The 15,908-nt window shown below is 74.1% G+C and carries 18 protein-coding genes; 7 read left to right on the plus strand and 11 right to left on the minus strand.

Features of this window, described 5'->3' with window-relative positions:
- Window positions 1-272 precede the first annotated feature (272 nt).
- Together BJP40_RS10485 and sigE are read right to left on the minus strand one after the other, a co-directional pair.
- On the minus strand, window positions 273-1,265 hold the full coding sequence (locus BJP40_RS10485; protein WP_071280139.1) for an anti-sigma factor: 993 nt from the start codon (window positions 1,263-1,265) through the stop codon (window positions 273-275).
- The gene (gene sigE / locus BJP40_RS10490) at window positions 1,262-2,080 is read right to left on the minus strand and encodes an RNA polymerase sigma factor SigE (RefSeq protein ID WP_226962466.1); all 819 of its coding nucleotides are present in this window, start codon (window positions 2,078-2,080) and stop codon (window positions 1,262-1,264) included. The genes BJP40_RS10485 and sigE overlap by 4 nt, the downstream gene beginning before the upstream one ends.
- A 181-nt stretch (window positions 2,081-2,261) precedes the next feature.
- Here sigE and BJP40_RS10495 point away from each other — a divergent pair, with 181 nt between their 5' ends.
- A complete protein-coding gene (locus BJP40_RS10495; protein WP_079168894.1) occupies window positions 2,262-2,921 on the plus strand; it encodes an O-methyltransferase in 660 nt (219 codons plus the stop codon).
- A 355-nt stretch (window positions 2,922-3,276) separates the two neighbouring features.
- Here the strand turns inward: BJP40_RS10495 and BJP40_RS10500 are convergent, their stop codons facing one another.
- Window positions 3,277-3,444, minus strand: coding sequence for a DUF3117 domain-containing protein (locus BJP40_RS10500; RefSeq protein ID WP_009997451.1), 168 nt, complete (start codon window positions 3,442-3,444; stop codon window positions 3,277-3,279).
- Window positions 3,445-3,770: 326 nt separating this feature from the next.
- On the opposite strand from BJP40_RS10500, the gene BJP40_RS10505 reads away from it, so the two are divergent.
- A complete protein-coding gene (locus tag BJP40_RS10505) occupies window positions 3,771-4,553 on the plus strand; it encodes an enoyl-CoA hydratase/isomerase family protein (RefSeq protein WP_071280140.1) in 783 nt (260 codons plus the stop codon).
- A gap of 438 nt (window positions 4,554-4,991) precedes the next feature.
- On the opposite strand, the gene BJP40_RS10510 is transcribed toward BJP40_RS10505, so the two are convergent.
- Together BJP40_RS10510 and BJP40_RS10515 are read right to left on the minus strand one after the other, a co-directional pair.
- Entirely contained in the window at window positions 4,992-5,585 is a 594-nt protein-coding gene (locus tag BJP40_RS10510) for a DNA-3-methyladenine glycosylase I (RefSeq protein WP_071280141.1), read from the minus strand.
- Entirely contained in the window at window positions 5,585-6,034 is a 450-nt protein-coding gene (locus tag BJP40_RS10515; RefSeq protein WP_071280142.1) for a DivIVA domain-containing protein, read from the minus strand. Before BJP40_RS10515 ends, BJP40_RS10510 begins: the two co-directional genes overlap by 1 nt.
- Window positions 6,035-6,134: 100 nt before the next feature.
- Here BJP40_RS10515 and folP point away from each other — a divergent pair, with 100 nt between their 5' ends.
- Complete coding sequence (folP, locus tag BJP40_RS10520; RefSeq protein WP_071264529.1) at window positions 6,135-6,995, plus strand: dihydropteroate synthase; 861 nt, start codon at window positions 6,135-6,137, stop codon at window positions 6,993-6,995.
- A 159-nt stretch (window positions 6,996-7,154) separates the two neighbouring features.
- Here folP and BJP40_RS10525 read toward each other — a convergent pair whose 3' ends face one another.
- Both BJP40_RS10525 and dapE read right to left on the minus strand, forming a co-directional pair.
- Window positions 7,155-7,913, minus strand: a complete 759-nt coding sequence (locus BJP40_RS10525) for a TIGR00730 family Rossman fold protein (protein WP_071264531.1) — start codon at window positions 7,911-7,913, stop codon at window positions 7,155-7,157.
- A gap of 80 nt (window positions 7,914-7,993) precedes the next feature.
- Window positions 7,994-9,097, minus strand: coding sequence for a succinyl-diaminopimelate desuccinylase (gene dapE / locus BJP40_RS10530; protein ID WP_071280143.1), 1,104 nt, complete (start codon window positions 9,095-9,097; stop codon window positions 7,994-7,996).
- Between dapE and BJP40_RS10535 the strand changes: the two genes are divergently transcribed.
- Together BJP40_RS10535 and BJP40_RS10540 are read left to right on the plus strand one after the other, a co-directional pair.
- A complete protein-coding gene (locus BJP40_RS10535; protein ID WP_071280144.1) occupies window positions 9,096-10,199 on the plus strand; it encodes a hypothetical protein in 1,104 nt (367 codons plus the stop codon). The two genes, dapE and BJP40_RS10535, sit on opposite strands and share 2 nt — an antisense overlap.
- A gap of 389 nt (window positions 10,200-10,588) precedes the next feature.
- The gene (locus BJP40_RS10540) at window positions 10,589-11,041 is read left to right on the plus strand and encodes an ATP-binding protein (protein ID WP_071280145.1); all 453 of its coding nucleotides are present in this window, start codon (window positions 10,589-10,591) and stop codon (window positions 11,039-11,041) included.
- Between the two features lie 141 nt (window positions 11,042-11,182).
- Here BJP40_RS10540 and dapC read toward each other — a convergent pair whose 3' ends face one another.
- Both dapC and fdxA read right to left on the minus strand, forming a co-directional pair.
- A complete protein-coding gene (dapC, locus tag BJP40_RS10545; RefSeq protein ID WP_071280146.1) occupies window positions 11,183-12,277 on the minus strand; it encodes a succinyldiaminopimelate transaminase in 1,095 nt (364 codons plus the stop codon).
- 131 nt (window positions 12,278-12,408) lie between these two features.
- Entirely contained in the window at window positions 12,409-12,726 is a 318-nt protein-coding gene (gene fdxA / locus BJP40_RS10550; protein ID WP_071264537.1) for a ferredoxin, read from the minus strand.
- A 114-nt stretch (window positions 12,727-12,840) separates the two neighbouring features.
- On the opposite strand from fdxA, the gene BJP40_RS10555 reads away from it, so the two are divergent.
- Entirely contained in the window at window positions 12,841-13,830 is a 990-nt protein-coding gene (locus BJP40_RS10555) for an N-acetyltransferase (protein ID WP_071280147.1), read from the plus strand.
- Between the two features lie 17 nt (window positions 13,831-13,847).
- The gene (locus BJP40_RS10560) at window positions 13,848-14,690 is read left to right on the plus strand and encodes a transglutaminase-like domain-containing protein (protein WP_071280148.1); all 843 of its coding nucleotides are present in this window, start codon (window positions 13,848-13,850) and stop codon (window positions 14,688-14,690) included.
- 31 nt (window positions 14,691-14,721) lie between these two features.
- Here BJP40_RS10560 and BJP40_RS10565 read toward each other — a convergent pair whose 3' ends face one another.
- Together BJP40_RS10565 and BJP40_RS10570 are read right to left on the minus strand one after the other, a co-directional pair.
- Entirely contained in the window at window positions 14,722-15,009 is a 288-nt protein-coding gene (locus BJP40_RS10565; RefSeq protein ID WP_071280149.1) for a DUF397 domain-containing protein, read from the minus strand.
- Window positions 14,981-15,820 carry a helix-turn-helix transcriptional regulator gene (locus BJP40_RS10570; RefSeq protein WP_071280150.1) on the minus strand — a complete coding sequence of 280 codons (840 nt, stop codon included), beginning with the start codon at window positions 15,818-15,820 and terminating at the stop codon, window positions 14,981-14,983. Before BJP40_RS10570 ends, BJP40_RS10565 begins: the two co-directional genes overlap by 29 nt.
- Window positions 15,821-15,908 lie beyond the last annotated feature (88 nt).

The following is a 15,908-nucleotide window of genomic DNA, read 5'->3' on the forward strand; positions in this document are numbered from 1 at the left end:
CGGGCAGGCCGGGCGCGGCGGCACGCCCACCGGCGGCGGTGGCGGGCACGGGCCCGCCAGGTCCGGGCGTGTCCGGGGCGTCGACGGGCGGCGGGGCCACCGGCGCCTTGGGCGCGCCGGGTCGGCTCCACCACGTCGGCTTCGGGCTCGTCCGCTTCCCGTCGTCCATGCTCTCCCCGCTACTGGCCACTGACACGCCTTCCGCGGCGCCCGTGCCCCTGGATTCAACCAGGTCTCCCGGGCGGCCCGCAGCGGACCCCGCGCCTTCTTCCCTACGGCGGCGGGGCCGCGATCCCGGTGGTGGCGGCGACCGTGGGCGGCGGCCCCGCCACGGGAGCGGGGACCGGATCGGAGGCGTACGGCCCGGGGGCCGTGCCGAGCGGTCCCACGAGCGGGGCGAACAGGTCGAGCCTGACCGGCACGGGCCCGGGCGGCAGCGATCCGGCGGCCGCCGGGGGCACGGCGGCGTGCAGGTAGGGCGGAGGGGCCGCCCCCGACCGTTCGGAGGGCCGCGCCACGCCGGTGTGCGCGGACAGGCTGGACCCGGTGCCCGCCGTGCTGAGGGCACCGCCGCTGCGGCGGCGCTGGCCGTCCGCGCCCGTGGACGAGGACTGGCCGGACGCCGAGCGCAGGGGCGTCACCTTGCTCCCGGTGCCGTCGCCGCGGGCGTCCGCGGTCGTGGCGACGGGCAGCGCCCCGCCCAACGCGATCGCCGCGAACGACACGGCGCTGGCGGCGGCGAAGGCGAACCTGCGGCCGCGCCACGGCGACCTCTCCGCCTCGGGACGGCCGACCTCGTGGATCCGGAAACCGGAACCGGACCGGCCGCCGGGCAGGACCGGCCCGTGCGCGCCGGGGCCGTCCGGCGCGGGCAGGCAGCCGAGCCCGCCGGTGCCCGCTGCGTAGCCGCCGCGGGCCCCTGCGATCCGCTCCGCTCCCGGCCCCGCGCCGCCGTCGGGCCCGGGCCCCGGCTGGACGTCGAAGCCGGTGCCCGTGCCGAAGAGGCCGCCGCCGGGGCCGTCGTCTCCGAGGGCGGGCAGCCCCTGGAGCCGGGCCAGCAGCCCTTCCGAGGGTGGTGGCGGGGCCGCCTGCGCGAAGTAGCTCTTCACGCGGCGCTGGGCGTCCGCCTCCGCCTTGCAGCGCGCGCACGTCGCCAGGTGGGCGAGGACCCGCTCGCGGGCGTCATGGCCGAGTTCGCCGTCGACGAGGGCGGCGAGCCGGTCCCCGAGGTGCTGTTCGGCCGGGGTGGGGTGTGTGCCACTCACGCAGCTCCACCCTCCCCGCCCACGGCGACGAACACCTTCCCCCGGCTGTGCTCGAACGGGCCTGACTGGGGCTCCGTGGCGGCGTCGTGGTGCTCGGCACGCGCCTTGGGAGAGCGGTGCTTCAGGGCCTTGCGCAGATGCGAGCGGCCGCGGTGGATGCGGCTGCGGACGGTGCCGAGCTTCACGCCGAGCGTCGCGGCGATCTCCTCGTACGACAGTCCCTCGATGTCGCACAGCACCACGGCCGCGCGGAACTCGGGGGCGAGGGTGTCCAGCGCCTGCTGCACGTCCGCGTCGAAGTGGGTGTCGTGGAACACCTGCTGCGGGGACGGCTCGCGGCTCGGCAGCCGCTCCGCCGCGTCGTCACCGAGGGCGTCGAAGCGGATGCGCTGCTTGCGCCGGACCATGTCGAGGAACAGGTTCGTGGTGATGCGGTGCAGCCAGCCCTCGAAGGTGCCGGGCGTGTAGGTCGACAGCGAGCGGAAGACCCGGACGAAGACCTCCTGTGTGAGGTCCTCGGCGTCGTGCTGGTTGCCCGTCAGACGGTAGGCGAGTCGGTAGACGCGGCCGCTGTGCGTACTGACGATCTCCTCCCAGGAGGGCGGAGCCCACGCCTGCGATTCCGCATCCGATGCGAAGGTCGCCGTGGTGGCTGCGGTGTCGTCGGCGGCGTGGCTGTCAGCGATGTCGGTCACGGATTTCGGCTCACCCGCCGACCTGAGAAAGCGCCGCAACCGCGACACTCCTCCCCGATCCACAGGCGCAGCCGCACCTCCCCTGTCGGCTCTGGTGGTGTCCAGTGGAGCCCCTACCATAGCCACCTCGCCCGTTAGCTCCGGATAAGAATCTTTACGTGCATTTGGGACGGACGTGCGGTCCGGCCCTCCGTCCCGGTCCGCGCCCGGGTCCGCGATCCTGTCCACGGCGTTCCCCCCTGCCCCTCCCAACGCTCGGTCCCATCTGCGGGTTCCCGACGGCGAACGGCTACAGTCACGGTTGCCGACTACGGGACAGGAGAGGGCCATTACCGCCAACCGGCAGACGAGCTGGGCGTTCGCCGACGCCTTTGTCTGCGAGGACGAAGCGCTGCTCTGGGCTCGTGAGCGGGCCCGGGAGACGGGGCTCCCCTCGGTGTCCCCGGGCACGGGCGCCGCGCTGCGGATGCTCGCCGCGTCGGTGGACGCCAAGGCGGTGGCGGAGATCGGCACGGGTACCGGGGTCTCCGGTATCCACCTGCTGCACGGCATGCGGCCCGACGGGGTGCTGACGACGGTCGACCCCGAGCCGGAGCGGCAGCAGTTCGCCCGGGAGGCGTTCCGCGCCGCGGGCTTCGCCGGGAACCGGGCGCGGTTCATCCCGGGCCGGGCCCTGGAGGTCCTGCCGCGGCTGGCGGACGGCGGATACGACCTGGTGTTCTGCGACGGCGACCGTACCGAGTACCCCGACTACCTCGCGGAATCGTTGCGGCTGCTGCGGCCCGGCGGGCTGGTGTGCTTCGAGGGCGTGTTCGCCGAGGGGCGCACGGTGGACTCCGCGGCCCAGCCGGCGGAGGTGCTGGCGCTGCGCGACCTGCTGCGGACCGTACGGGAGAGCGGCGGGCTGGTGGCCTCGCTGCTGCCGGTCGGCGACGGCCTGCTCTGCGCGGTCCGTCCCTGACCGTCCGCCTCACCGTGGCCGGCCGGCGACGGGCCGCCCGGGACCGGCCTCATCCGAGGGACCGCCTCACTGCGGCGGACTGCTCCCCGTCGGCGACGCCGGCCGTCCGCCTCCCAGGGGCCGCGCCACCGCCGGGCCTGCGACGGCCCGCTTCCCGCGCGGCCGCCGCCGAGGGGCCGCCACCCGCTGCCGGTCGGCGATCGTCCGCCGCGACCCGGCTCCGCCGGGGAGGTCCTGCCCCTTCCCCGCTTCCGGCACCGCCCGCTTCACACGCGAGCGCCCTGGCGGGTCGGGGAGGTCCCCAGCCCGCCAGGGCGCTCGGAAGACAGCGCGACGCGCGTGCCGGTGCCGGGTGTCAGCCGACGACCTTCTTCAGCGCGTCACCGAGGGCCTCGGCCTCGTCCGGGGTCAGCTCGACGACAAGCCGACCGCCGCCTTCGAGCGGAACGCGCATGACGATGCCCCGCCCCTCCTTGGTCACCTCGAGCGGGCCGTCGCCCGTCCGCGGCTTCATGGCCGCCATGCTCGTTCCCCTTCCTGAAACCAGCTCATCGCAAGCCGATCGGAGGCCCCGGGAAGGGCACGTACCGGCTTCGAACACATTGCTTCCAGGTCATTATCCCGCATGGCGACACCCGATGACCAACATCGGGCCGCATCGCTTGGGCAACGCGATTACGCAAAACCCCACAATTGGGCTTTCCGCCTGCGATACTGCGCCCTCGCCGCACCTGGCCCGGAGTGCCGTTCTTTGACGCAGGTCACATGCCCGGGCTCGTGTCGGAGCCGGATGATCTCCGCCATGCTGGGCGGGACACCAGACGCCCGGAGCCGCGAAGGGACCCGCCAATGGCCGACACCGTGCTGTACGAGGTGAGCGACGGACTCGCCACCGTCACCCTCAACCGGCCCGATGCCATGAACGCGCTGAACACCGAGGCGAAGGTGGCCCTGCGGGACTGCCTTCAGGCGGCGGCTGCGGACCCGGCCGTGCGGGCGGTGCTCCTCACCGCTACCGGGCGGGCGTTCTGCGTGGGGCAGGACCTCAAGGAGCACGTGCGGAGCCTGGGCGAGGACGAGCCGATGCGGACCGTCCGAGAGCACTACAACCCCATCGTGCGCGCGATCACCGGGATGCCGAAGCCGGTCGTGGCGGGGGTGAACGGGGTCGCGGCGGGCGCCGGTTTCGGCTTCGCCCTGGCGGCGGACTACCGCGTCGTCGCGGACACGGCGTCCTTCAACACGGCGTTCGCGGGGGTGGCCCTGGCCGCCGACTCGGGCATGTCCTGGACGCTGCCCCGCCTCGTGGGCCCGAGCCGCGCCGCCGACCTGCTGTTCTTCCCGCGGACCGTGTCGGCCCAGGAGGCCGACGAGCTGGGGATCGTGAACAAGCTGGTCCCGACCGCCGAGCTGGCGGCCGAGGCGCTGGCCGTGGCCCGCACGCTGGCGGCCGGGCCGACGGTGGCGTACGCGGGGCTGAAGGAGGCCCTGGCGTACAGCGCGGGCCGCGGCCTGGTCGAGGCACTGGAGAAGGAGGACGAGCTCCAGAGCCGCGCGGGCACCTCGGAGGACCACCGGATCGCGGTGGAGGCGTTCCTGGCGAAGGAGAAGCCCGCTTACGTGGGCCGTTGACCGCGCCCCCGCGGTGGCCGGGCCGTCGCACGGCGCCGGTCCCGCGGGAGCCGCTGGCGTGCGGAAGCCGGGCTCCGTCCGGTCCCGGACCGGCGGCGCGCGGGGCCGTTGCTCCTCCGGCGGTGCGGGGGCGGCCCCCGGTGCGGGGCCGCGCAGGGCGCGTCCACCGGACGCAGGCCCTGTCCTCATCCCGCGGGCGGCCTCCGGCACAGGGGCTTTCCGGTGCCCGCTCGGCGACTGCCGGTCCCCTGGCCGGTGGGCCGGCGCAGGTTGGTGGGTCCGCCCGGCACGGCGACGGGCGGCCGCTGGGCCGACGCCGCCGCGCGGACCGGCAGGAGGTCGACCCGGGGCCGCGCCCGACCCGCCGGACCGCCGGGGCCCACCCGCGCCCGCGCCTGCACCGGCGGTGGCGGGGGACGCGGTCGGGAAGCGCGGGGGTCAGGTGTCCGCGGGCGTCCGGGCCACGCAGTCGGCGAGGTGGTCGTTGACCAGACCGCAGGCCTGCATCAGCGCATACGCCGTCGTGGGGCCCACGAAACGCAGGCCGCGCTTCTTCAGCGCCTTCGACAGCGCCGTCGACTCGTCGGTGATCGCCGGGACGTCGTCGAAGGTCCGGGGCGCGGGGCGGGTCTCCGGGTCGGGGGCGTGCGACCAGATGAGGGCGTCCAGGTCGCCGGGGGCCCATCCGGCGAGGACCCGGGCGTTGGCGAGGGTCGCGTCGATCTTGGCCCGGTTGCGGATGATGCCGGCGTCGGCCAGGAGGCGCGCCCGGTCCTCGTCGGTGTAGGCCGCCACCACGGCGATCCGGAAGTCCGCGAACGCCCGGCGGAAGCCCTCCCTGCGGCGCAGGATCGTGATCCACGACAGTCCGGACTGGAACGCCTCCAGAGAGAGCCGTTCGAAGAGCGCGTCGTCCCCGCGGACGGGCCGGCCCCACTCGCCGTCGTGGTACGGCAGGTAGTCCGCCGTCGAGACGCCCCACGGGCAGCGCAGGGCGCCGTCCGGTCCCGGCACGGCTCCGCCGGCCGCCATCAGTCCCCGCTCCCGCGTGCGGCGTCCCCGGCCTCCCCTGCCGCGTCGTCGGCCGGCGCGCCGCCCCGCTCGTCGGCCTCCCGGTCGCCCGCGTCGCCGGTCCCGGGCGGCTGCTGCGGCCGCTTCGCGAACAGGTCGCCGCCGACGGCCGTCGCCTGGGCGCCCGCGAGGGCCGCCTCCAACTCCGCGATCCGGGCGTCGCGCTCGGCCAGTTCCGCGGCCAGCCGGTCCAGCACGTCGTCGACGTCCACCATGCGGTAGCCCCGGACCGCCATCGGCAGCCGCAGCGCCTCGACGTCGGCGCGGCTCACCGGCCGGGTCGCCGGGAGCGGGTCGACGAGGTGCTCCGGCGCCGCCTCGGGCAGCGGCTCGCTCCGCCCCCCGCCGATCACCGCGACGGTCACCGCGGCCACCACGACCACCATCGCCACAGCCAAGAACCAGAACACAGCGCGCCTCTCCCGGGAGCGGAAAACGTCCGGCCCCGATCGTGCCACGTGGTGGCGGCGGTTAGGGTCGCAGGGACGTCACGCGAGGAGGACATACGGGATGCTGCGCCTGGGACGACGCGAATTCGGGCGGCACGAGCCGGTGATCATGGCGATCGTGAACCGGACGCCGGACTCCTTCTACGACCAGGGCGCCACGTTCCTCGACGAGCCGGCCCTCGCGCGCGTGGAGCAGGCCGTCGCCGAGGGCGCGGCCGTCATCGACGTCGGCGGGGTGAAGGCGGGGCCGGGCGAGGAGGTGACCGCCGAGGAGGAGGCCCGCAGGACGGTCGGCTTCGTGGCCGAGGTGCGCCGCCGCCACCCCGACGTGGTGATCAGCGTCGACACCTGGCGGCACGAGGTCGGCGAGGCGGTGTGCGAGGCCGGCGCGGACCTGCTGAACGACGCCTGGGGCGGGGTGGACCCGAAGCTGGCGGAGGTCGCGGCACGGTACGGGGCGGGGCTGGTGTGCACGCACGCGGGGGGCGTGGAACCGAGGACGCGGCCGCACAGGACGGCGTACGAGGACGTGGTGGCGGACATCCTGCGCGTCACGGTGGGGCTCGCCGAGCGGGCGGTGGCGCTGGGGGTGCCGCGGGAGTCGGTGCTGATCGACCCGGGGCACGACTTCGGCAAGAACACCCGGCACTCGCTGGAGGCGACGCGGCGGCTCGGCGAGATGGTGGAGACGGGCTGGCCCGTGCTGGTGTCCCTGTCCAACAAGGACTTCGTCGGCGAGACCCTGGACCGGCCGGTCAAGGAGCGGCTGGTGGGGACGCTGGCGACGACCGCCGTGTCGGCCTGGCTGGGGGCGCAGGTGTACCGGGTCCACGAGGTCGCGGAGACCCGTCAGGTCCTCGACATGGTCGCGTCCATCGCCGGCCACCGGGAGCCCGCCGTGGCCCGGCGGGGCCTGGCCTGAGCGTCCCGGCCGCCCCGGGGGGTCGTCCCGGCCGCCTGGTGGCGCCCGGCCCGGCCGCCCGTGTCGGACGCTCGGGCCGGGCCCCGGGGCGGGCGCGGCGCTCCGGAACCCGGCCTCGGCGCGGGACCGCCCCGGTAGAGCGGACGGGTGCACGCGCCGTCAGTTGCGGCCGGCCTCCTTGCTGACGAGGGCCACGGCCTCGTCCACGTCGTCCGTGACGTGGAACAGCATCAGGTCCCGCTCCGCGGCCTTGCCCTGCGCGATGACCGTGTGGCGCAGCCAGTCCACGAGGCCCGTCCAGTACTCCGTGCCGAAGAGGACGATCGGGAAGCGGGTCACCTTGCGGGTCTGCACCAGCGTCAGCGCCTCGAAGAGCTCGTCCAGGGTGCCGAGGCCGCCCGGCAGGACGACGAAGCCCTGCGCGTACTTCACGAACATCGTCTTGCGCACGAAGAAGTAGCGGAAGTTGATGCCGATGTCGACGTGCGGGTTCAGCCCCTGCTCGAACGGCAGCTCGATGCCGAGGCCCACGGAGACGCCCTTGGCCTCCCGCGCGCCTCTGTTGGCGGCCTCCATCGCGCCGGGGCCGCCACCGGTGATCACCGCGAAGCCGGCCTCCACGAGGGCCCTGCCGAGCTTGACGCCGGCCTCGTACTCGGGGGTGTCCGGCTGGGTCCGGGCGGAACCGAAGACGCTGATGGCGCTGGGCAGTTCGGCCAGGGCACCGAAGCCCTCGACGAACTCGGACTGGATGCGCATCACCCGCCACGGGTCGGTGTGCACCCAGTCCGAGTCGCCGGCGGTGTCCAGAAGGCGCTGGTCCGCCGTGCCCGGCTGGACCTGCTCCCTGCGGCGGAGCACCGGGCCCAGCCGCTGCTCCGCCAGCGCACGCAGCCCTTCGGCCTCGGGGTTACCCATGATCCGCTCCCTTACGCTGGACATCGTTTGCCGGGATCAGCGTAGGACGGCGAAAGTGACGCGTGGCGAAATTACGGTCGTCAGGCAGTGAGCCAGTCGTACAGCCGCCGCTCGCAGTGGGTGATCCGGTCGACGGCCACGTGCTCGTCCCGCTTGTGCGCGAAGAGCGCGTCTCCGGGCCCGTAGTTGACGGCGGGCACGCCGAGGGCGCTGAAGCGGGACACGTCGGTCCAGCCGAACTTGGGCTGGGCCGTGCCGCCGACCGCCTCCATGAAGGCGGCGGCCGCCGGGTGCGACAGGCCGGGCAGGGCGCCGCCGGTGTGGTCGTCCACGACGAACTCGTCGACCCCGCAGTCGGCGAAGACCTCCCGCACGTGCTTCTCTGCCTCCTCCTTGCTGCGGTCGGGGGCGTAGCGGTAGTTCACGACGACGGTGCACGCGTCGGGGATCACGTTGGTGGCCACGCCGCCCTCGATGCCGACGGCGTTGAGGCCCTCGCGGTACTCCAGGCCGTCGATCAGGGGGCGGCGCGGCTCGTACGCGGCGAGCCGGGCCAGCACGGGCGCGGCGGCGTGGATGGCGTTGGCGCCCATCCAGGAGCGGGCGGAGTGGGCGCGCTCGCCGGTCATCCTGAGGTGGACGCGCAGGGTGCCCTGGCAGCCGCCCTCGACCTGGCCGTCGGTGGGCTCCAGGAGGACGGCGAAGTCGCCTTCGAGCCAGTCGGGGTGGGCGGCGGCCACATGCCCGAGGCCGTTGAGGTGCGCCGCGACCTCCTCGTTGTCGTAGAAGACGAACGTCAGGTCGCGGTTGGGTTCGGGGACGGTCGCGGCGATGCGCAGCTGGACGGCCACGCCGGACTTCATGTCGGAGGTGCCGCAGCCCCACAGGACGCCGTCGGCGTCCAGCCGGGACGGGACGTTGTCGGCGATGGGCACCGTGTCGATGTGGCCGGCGAGGATGACCCGCTGGGCCCGGCCGAGGCGGGTGCGGGCCACGACGTTGTTGCCGTACCGGTCGACGGTGAGGTGCGGGAGGGTCCGCAGGGCCTGCTCGATCGCGTCCGCGAGGGGTTTCTCGGTGCCGCTGACGGAGGGGAAGTCGACCAGTGCGGCGGTCAGCGCGGGGCCGTCCTGCTTCAGGTCGAGAGCCGTGTACGGGGGCGCTTCGGGCGTGGAGTCAGGCATGTGCCGAGCCTATCCCGGCCCCTTGTACGGTGGGGCCGTGTCCAAGTCCACCGCAGCTCCCGCGTCGCCCCCGCCTCCGGTCGCCCGTGCGTCCCGTGCGTCCCGACGTGCCCGGATCGCGGCCGGGTTCGCCGTGCTGCTCACCGTGGCCGGCTATGTGGCGGTGCGCTACGAGACGGGCGGCCGGGGGGCTCCGGGCTGTGTGGTGGGCAGCGGCAGCCACACGTACCGGTTCACGCCCGAACAGGCGTCGAACGCGGCGACGATCGCCGCGGTCGGCACGACCAAGGGGATGCCGGAGCGGGCGGTGACGATCGCGCTGGCGACGGCGCTGCAGGAGTCGGCGCTGCGCAACATCGACTACGGCGACCGGGACTCCCTGGGCCTGTTCCAGCAGCGGCCGTCCCAGGGGTGGGGCTCGGAGCGGCAGATCATGGACCCGGTGTACGCGTCGGCCATCTTCTACGACCGGCTGGCGGAGGTGCCGGGCTACTCGCGGCTCCCGCTGACGGTGGCGGCACAGAAGGTGCAGCGCAGCGGGTTCCCCCAGGCGTACGCGAAGCACGAACCCGATGCGGCGCTGCTGGCGGCGGCGCTGACGGGCCGCTCGCGGGCGTCGCTCACGTGCACGACGCTGCTGGGGTCGCGGACCGGTGACGCGGCGCAGGTGCGCGCGGAGCTGACGCGCTCGTTCGGTACGGACCTGCTGGTGGAGGGCGCGGGCGGGGAGGACGGCCCGGACGACGGCAAGGGAGCGCCGGCCGGCGGCGGGTCCGCGGGGACCTCGGCTCCCGCGGAGGGCGCCGACGTCGTGACGGTGCCGGTCGGCCCGGTCCCCGGCTCGCCGGCGGACGAGGCGGCGGACCGGGAGGACACGGCGGGCGGCGGCGTGGCGCCCGCCGGTTCGCGGCGCGGCTGGGAGCTGGCCCAGTGGGCGGTGGCGCAGGCGGACGCGCTGCGGATCGAGGAGGTCTCGTACGCGGGGCGGGTGTGGAGCGCCCGGCTTCCGGCGCACGGCTGGCGGGAGGTGCCCGGGGGCGGGGACCAGCGGGGGGAGACGGACCGCGTGCGGATCCGGGTGGCGGCGCGCACGGCACGGTGAGCGCGCAGACCCTTTCCGCATCGTAGTCGACTCTGATCACAGAGTAATCACGCTGCTCTCGCACAGCATTCGGGCATCCTCCCGGCGGTACGCCTGGAAGAGCTAGCCGGGCCCGGGCCGCAGCCGCCCCCGCCCGGGGGGCCGCCCGTTCCCGCCGCCGCCCGCGAATTCGCTGCGGGAGCTGGGCAGTGACGGTTCCTCAGCATGCGGGAAAGCCCATTGTTTGCCCGGTTTTGGGCGGGGCCGAATACCGAGGGACCGCCCGGCGCATTGCCAACTCTTTACCTTGGCCCGCCGCAACCTTCCCGGGCCTCCGAGCGGTTGTCACAGCGTCCGATCGTCGGACAGGCAGCACAGCCCACACGACTCTCCCTCGTCGAAGGAGCATCATGTCCCTCCCCCTGACCCGCCGGATCGCCAGTGCCGCGCTGCTCACCGCAGCGGGAGCTGCCTCCGTGGTCGGTGCGGCCGGCTCCGCGAGCGCCGTGGCCCTTCCCGAGAACACCGACCTCGCAGGCGGCGTGACCGCCCTCGACACCGCCGCGGCGACCGACACGGTCGGCACCGCTTCGCAGGGCGTCACCGGCCTGGCCGGTGACGCGGGCAGCACGGTGACCGACAAGGCGGTCCCGGCCGCGACCGAGAAGGTCGGCGGAACCGCCAAGAAGACCGCCCCGGCCGCCCAGAAGGCCGCCGGCGACGTCGCCCGCAGCGGCGGCGAGGCCGCGGGTGACGCCGCCGGCGCCACCACGGACGTCGCGGGCGAGACCGCCCCGGCCGAGCTGCCGGGCGGCGGCCTCGGCGGCGGCCTGCTCGGCGGCATGCCGGTCGGCGGGCTCTGAACGGACCGGGCGCGCCCGCCCGCGACGGACGGGACGCCCGGAGCCGGGCGACCTGAGCGGGCACCACAGCCCGCCGCCCCTCCATGCGGAAGGCCCGGGGAGCACGCCTCCCCGGGCCTTCCGCATGCGCGCTCGCCCCGGTCAGCCGAGCCGCTTGACCGCCGCCTCGACCCGTTCATCCGTCGCCGTGAACGCGACCCGCACGAACCGCTCCCCCGCCGTGCCGTAGAAGTCGCCGGGCGCCACGAGGATGCCGCGCTCCGCGAGGTACCCCACCGTGTCCCAGCACGGCTCGTCGCGCGTGGCCCACAGGTAGAGGCTGGCCTCGCTGTGCTCGATGCGGAAGCCGTGCCCGACCAGAGCCGACCGCAGCACGGCGCGGCGGGCCGCGTACCGCTCCCGCTGCTCCCGCACGTGGTCGTCGTCGCCGAGCGCGGCGACCGTCGCCGCCTGCACCGGGGCGGGCGTCATCATGCCGCCGTGCTTGCGGATCTGCAGCAGCTCCCCCAGCACCGCCGCGTCGCCCGCGAGGAAGGCGGCGCGGTAGCCGGCCAGGTTGGACCGCTTCGACAGGGAGTGCACGGCCACGAGCCCGTCGTACGAGCCGCCGCATACGTCAGGGTGCAGCACGGAGACCGGGTCGGCCTCCCAGCCCAGCTCCAGGTAGCACTCGTCGCTGACGACCAGGACGCCGTGCCGCCGCGCCCACGCCACGATCCGGACCAGGTCCTCCTTCGGCAGCACCCGCCCGGTCGGGTTGGACGGCGAGTTCAGCCACAGCAGCTTCAGCCCCGCGGGGTCCAGCTCGGTCGGGTCGTCGTACACCACCGGCTCGGCCTGCGCGAGGCGGGCGCCCACCTCGTACGTCGGGTAGGCGAGCCGAGGGTAGGCCACCCGGTCGCCGGGGCCGAGCCCCAGCTGCGTCGGCAACCAGGCCACCAGTTCCTTGGAGCCGACCACGGGGAGCACGTTCGGGTGCGCCACGTCCCGCGCGCCGAGCCGCCGCCCGCACCAGCCGGCGATGGCGTCGCGCAGGGCGGCCGTGCCCCACACCGTCGGGTAGCCGGGTGAGTCGGCGGCGTCCACGAGGGCGCGCCGGATCAGCTCCGGCACCGGGTCCACCGGGGTGCCGACGGACAGGTCGACGATCCCGTCGGGGTGCGCGGCGGCCGTCGCCTTGTACGGCTCAAGCTTGTCCCAGGGGAAGACGGGCAGGCGGGACGAGACTCCGGACACGGGTGGTGCTCACTTTCTCGTACGGGCGGCGGCGGACACCGTCCGGCGCCGCGGGCGCACGGTCGCGAAACGCCTCGGCCCCGTACAGCGGGAGACCGTACGGGACCGAGGGCGATGAACAGGCGATCCGGTCAGCCCTGCGGCGGCAGGGCGGCGATGAACGGGTGGTCGCGCTCGATCAGGCCGAGCTTGGAAGCGCCACCGGGCGAGCCGAGCTCGTCGAAGAACTCGACGTTCGCCTTGTAGTAGTCCTTCCACTCCTCCGGCACGTCGTCCTCGTAGAAGATCGCCTCGACCGGGCAGACCGGCTCACAGGCCCCGCAGTCGACGCATTCGTCCGGGTGGATGTACAAGGACCTGCTGCCCTCGTAGATGCAGTCGACGGGGCACTCCTCGATGCACGCCTTGTCCTTCACGTCGACACAAGGCTGCGCGATGACGTAGGTCACGCTGTCGTTCCTCCTTGGTAGGGCTGGCTCTGCGCGGGAGCGCGGCGTCGTCGATGCCCGCCCCTAGTATCTCCGTTCTTGGAGAGGATCCGTACAGGAGGGGCGCAGGCAGCTGTGGAATTCACTGCGGGCGGACGGCTCGACGTCCACATCACGCCCTCTGACGTGGGCAAACGCATCTCGGTGCGCCGCCTGAGGAACGCCGACGACGGTGCGGGGACGTTCACGGACGCGGTCGGCGTTCTCACATCCTGGACCGGAGGTGTGCTGCTGATCACACAGCGGACCGGGGAGACGGTCCGCATAGCGGAATCGTCCCTGGTCGCGGGCAAGGTCGTGCCCGCCGCGCCGGCCCGGCGAAGGGGCCCCGCCGCCGGGTTCGCGGAGCTGGCACGGGCCCAGGCGCGGGCCTGGCAGCCCCTGGAGAGCGAACCACTCGGAGAGTGGACGCTGCGCGCCGCGCACGGCTTCACCCGCAGGGCCAACTCGGTGCTGCCCCTCGGCGACCCGGGCCTGCCGCTCGACGACGCCCTCGGAAGCGTCCGGGCCTGGTATGCGCAGCGGGGCCTGCCCCCGTACGTCCAGGTGGCGACCGGGGCCGAGGGCACGCAGGAGGCGCTGTGCGCGGCCCTGGACGAGCGGGGCCTGCGGCGCGAGGTGACGGCGGAGGTCCGCGTCGCCGCCCTGGCACCGCTCGCGGACGTGGAGGTGGCGGCCGACGTGGCGGTGGCCCGCACGCCCGGCCCCGCGTGGCTGCGCCGCTACCACCGGGTCGGCGAGCCGGGCGGGCACGTGCTGCGGGTGCTGACCGCGGGCCCGTCGGTGTGGTTCGCGTCCGTGCCGGGCGAGGGCGGCGTCCCGGCCGCCATCGGGCGCTGCGTGGTGGACGGCCGCTGGGCCGGCCTGCTGGCGCTGGAGGTCGCCCCCGAGCGGCGCAGGCAGGGCCTGGCCACGGCTGTCACGGCGGCGCTCGCGGCGAAGGCGCTGGAGGAGGGCGCGTCGGCGGCCTGGCTCCAGGTCGAGTCGGACAACGACGCGGCACGGGCCCTGTACGCCGGGATGGGCTTCGCGGTCCACCACCACTACCACCACTTCCGCCTCTGACGGGGTACGTGAACCTTATGCAGCGCAACGACAGCGACGACGGCGAGGACCGGAGGGCCCGGTTCGCGGCGGAGGCCAGGGAGGAACGGCCGGACCTGGCCGAGCTCTGCCTGCTGCTCTGCGCGGAGGCGGAGCCGGGCTTCGGCCGGGACCGGATGGACGCCGCCGAGATCGAACTGGACCGGCTGGCCGGCCTCGTCCCTTACGGGGCGAAGAGCCCGCAGGACTGGGCGCGGGCGCTGGAACGGCTGCTGGGCGGCGGGCACGGCTTCCACGGCACGCCCGCGGACTACCGCCGCCTGGAGTCGTCCCTGCTGCACCAGGTGCTGCTGCGCCGCCGGGGGCTGCCCATCACGCTCTCGGTGGTGTGGATGGAGGTCGCGCGGCGGGCGGGGGCGCCGGTGTACGGGGTGGCGCTGCCGGGGCACTTCGTGGTCGGCTTCGGGGACCCGACCGAGCAGGTGCTGGCCGACCCGTTCGCCGGCGGGCGCCTCCTGACGGGCGCGGACACGGAACTGCTGGTGGCCGGTGCGACCGGGGAGCCCCTCGACCCTTCCGTGCTGCTGCCCGCGGACGTGCTGGACATCGTCCTGCGGATCCTGAACAACATCCGCGCCTGGGCGTCGGCCCGCCCCGAGCACTCGGCGGTCGCCCTGTGGGCCCTGGAGCTGGCGCTGCTGCTGCCCGCCCACCCGGCCCGGCTGCGCTACGAGAAGGGCCGGCTGCTGATCCAGCGGGGCGAGTTCCTGGCGGGCGCCGCGGAACTCGACGCGTACGCCGATGTACTGGACGTGGTGGAGCCCGCCACGGCGGAGACCCTCCGCTCACAGGCGCGCGTGGCCCGCTCCCGCCTGAACTGAGGCGTGCGGCGCCGGGCGGGGGCACCGCTGCTCAGCCGAGCGGGTTCCGCCGTACGGCGCCGACGAACGTCCCCCAAGCGGCGGCACCGAAGACGACGGCGGGGCCGGTCGGATTCTTGCTGTCCCGGACGGGGACGCGGACCGGGCGGGCGGAGTCGTCGACTTCAAGGCAGTTGCCCCCGTTGGGGTCGCTGTAGGTGGACTTGCGCCAGACGTCGCTGACTTCGAGGCAACTGCCGTTGTTGGAACCGCTGTAGCTCGACTTGCGCCACAAGGGCAGCATCGATGCGTCAGGGACGATGTGCCGACTTCGCTTCATGCTCGAATCCCTCCGCTACGGATCTCATCAGGGCCAGCGAATCTTGATGCGACAGTGCGTCCCCCAGAGCAAGATCGTAGGCGGCGAAGGCCTGCTCCACTCGGGATACCTGCTCCCAGACCTTCCCTGTCTTCCACCCTTCCACGTAGGCGATCGGCGGCAGTTCTTTGAAGCGCATCAGCTTGAGCGACCCTTCGCCCAACGCGTGCGCTCCGACCCGAAAAGGGAGAACGTGCGCGCGAATGCGGTGCTGCTGACCCAACTCCACGATACGCCAGAGCTGTTCAGCCATCACCGCAGCACCACCGACCGGACGTCGCAGCACAGCCTCGTCCTCCAGAACCCACACCATGGGCGACTGGGGATTGTCGAGGAGCCGCGCACGCTCAAGCCTCGCTACAACTGCGCTGTCACACTGCTCGGCCGTCTTCACGGGCACGGCATGCTGGAACACGGCTCGCATGTATGCCTCAGTCTGGAACATACCGGGCACCAAAGCGCTGGCGAACTCCCGAATCTCCGTGGCCTGCTGTTCGAGCTCCCTTGCCACCTTGAAATGCTCGCCGACATCCCACGTTTCCTTGGCAGGCAGGAACCGTACGAGCACTCCTCCCGAGCCGAGTGCCTGGTCAAGGCGTTTCGCGTCGGGCAGTGACGGGCGGCGGCGCCCCGACTCGAAGTGGGCGATCAGCGATCGCGACATCACCGCGCGGTCGGCCAGCTCCTGCTGCGTGAGCCCCGCGAGCTCACGGAGCCTCCTGAGTTCCTCCCCGTACCGCTCACGCGCTTCCGGTGTGTCCTCGATGGCCATGCGCAGCTCCCTCGCGCTCCAACCGCGTCGCCACAGGCGACCCCCTTCCGAGCGTAGCGACAGCCGCGCCACCCTGTAAGCGGTTCAC

The sequence above is a fragment of the Streptomyces sp. CC53 genome (assembly GCF_001865245.1).
Classification (GTDB): Bacteria; Actinomycetota; Actinomycetes; order Streptomycetales; family Streptomycetaceae; genus Streptomyces.

Bases quoted from the DNA above. Each gene is read 5' to 3' on its own strand.
- BJP40_RS10500 (WP_009997451.1), bottom strand. From the start codon at position 3,444: ATGGCGGCCATGAAGCCGCGGACGGGCGACGGCCCGCTCGAGGTGACC.
- BJP40_RS10540 (WP_071280145.1), top strand. From the start codon at position 10,589: ATGTCCCTCCCCCTGACCCGCCGGATCGCCAGTGCCGCGCTGCTCACC.
- BJP40_RS10525 (WP_071264531.1), bottom strand. From the start codon at position 7,913: ATGGGTAACCCCGAGGCCGAAGGGCTGCGTGCGCTGGCGGAGCAGCGG.
- BJP40_RS10565 (WP_071280149.1), bottom strand. From the start codon at position 15,009: ATGAAGCGAAGTCGGCACATCGTCCCTGACGCATCGATGCTGCCCTTG.
- BJP40_RS10570 (WP_071280150.1), bottom strand. From the start codon at position 15,820: ATGGCCATCGAGGACACACCGGAAGCGCGTGAGCGGTACGGGGAGGAA.
- BJP40_RS10505 (WP_071280140.1), top strand. From the start codon at position 3,771: ATGGCCGACACCGTGCTGTACGAGGTGAGCGACGGACTCGCCACCGTC.
- dapE (WP_071280143.1), bottom strand. From the start codon at position 9,097: ATGCCTGACTCCACGCCCGAAGCGCCCCCGTACACGGCTCTCGACCTG.
- BJP40_RS10560 (WP_071280148.1), top strand. From the start codon at position 13,848: ATGCAGCGCAACGACAGCGACGACGGCGAGGACCGGAGGGCCCGGTTC.
- BJP40_RS10510 (WP_071280141.1), bottom strand. From the start codon at position 5,585: ATGGCGGCCGGCGGAGCCGTGCCGGGACCGGACGGCGCCCTGCGCTGC.
- BJP40_RS10535 (WP_071280144.1), top strand. From the start codon at position 9,096: ATGTGCCGAGCCTATCCCGGCCCCTTGTACGGTGGGGCCGTGTCCAAG.
- sigE (WP_226962466.1), bottom strand. From the start codon at position 2,080: ATGGTAGGGGCTCCACTGGACACCACCAGAGCCGACAGGGGAGGTGCG.
- folP (WP_071264529.1), top strand. From the start codon at position 6,135: ATGCTGCGCCTGGGACGACGCGAATTCGGGCGGCACGAGCCGGTGATC.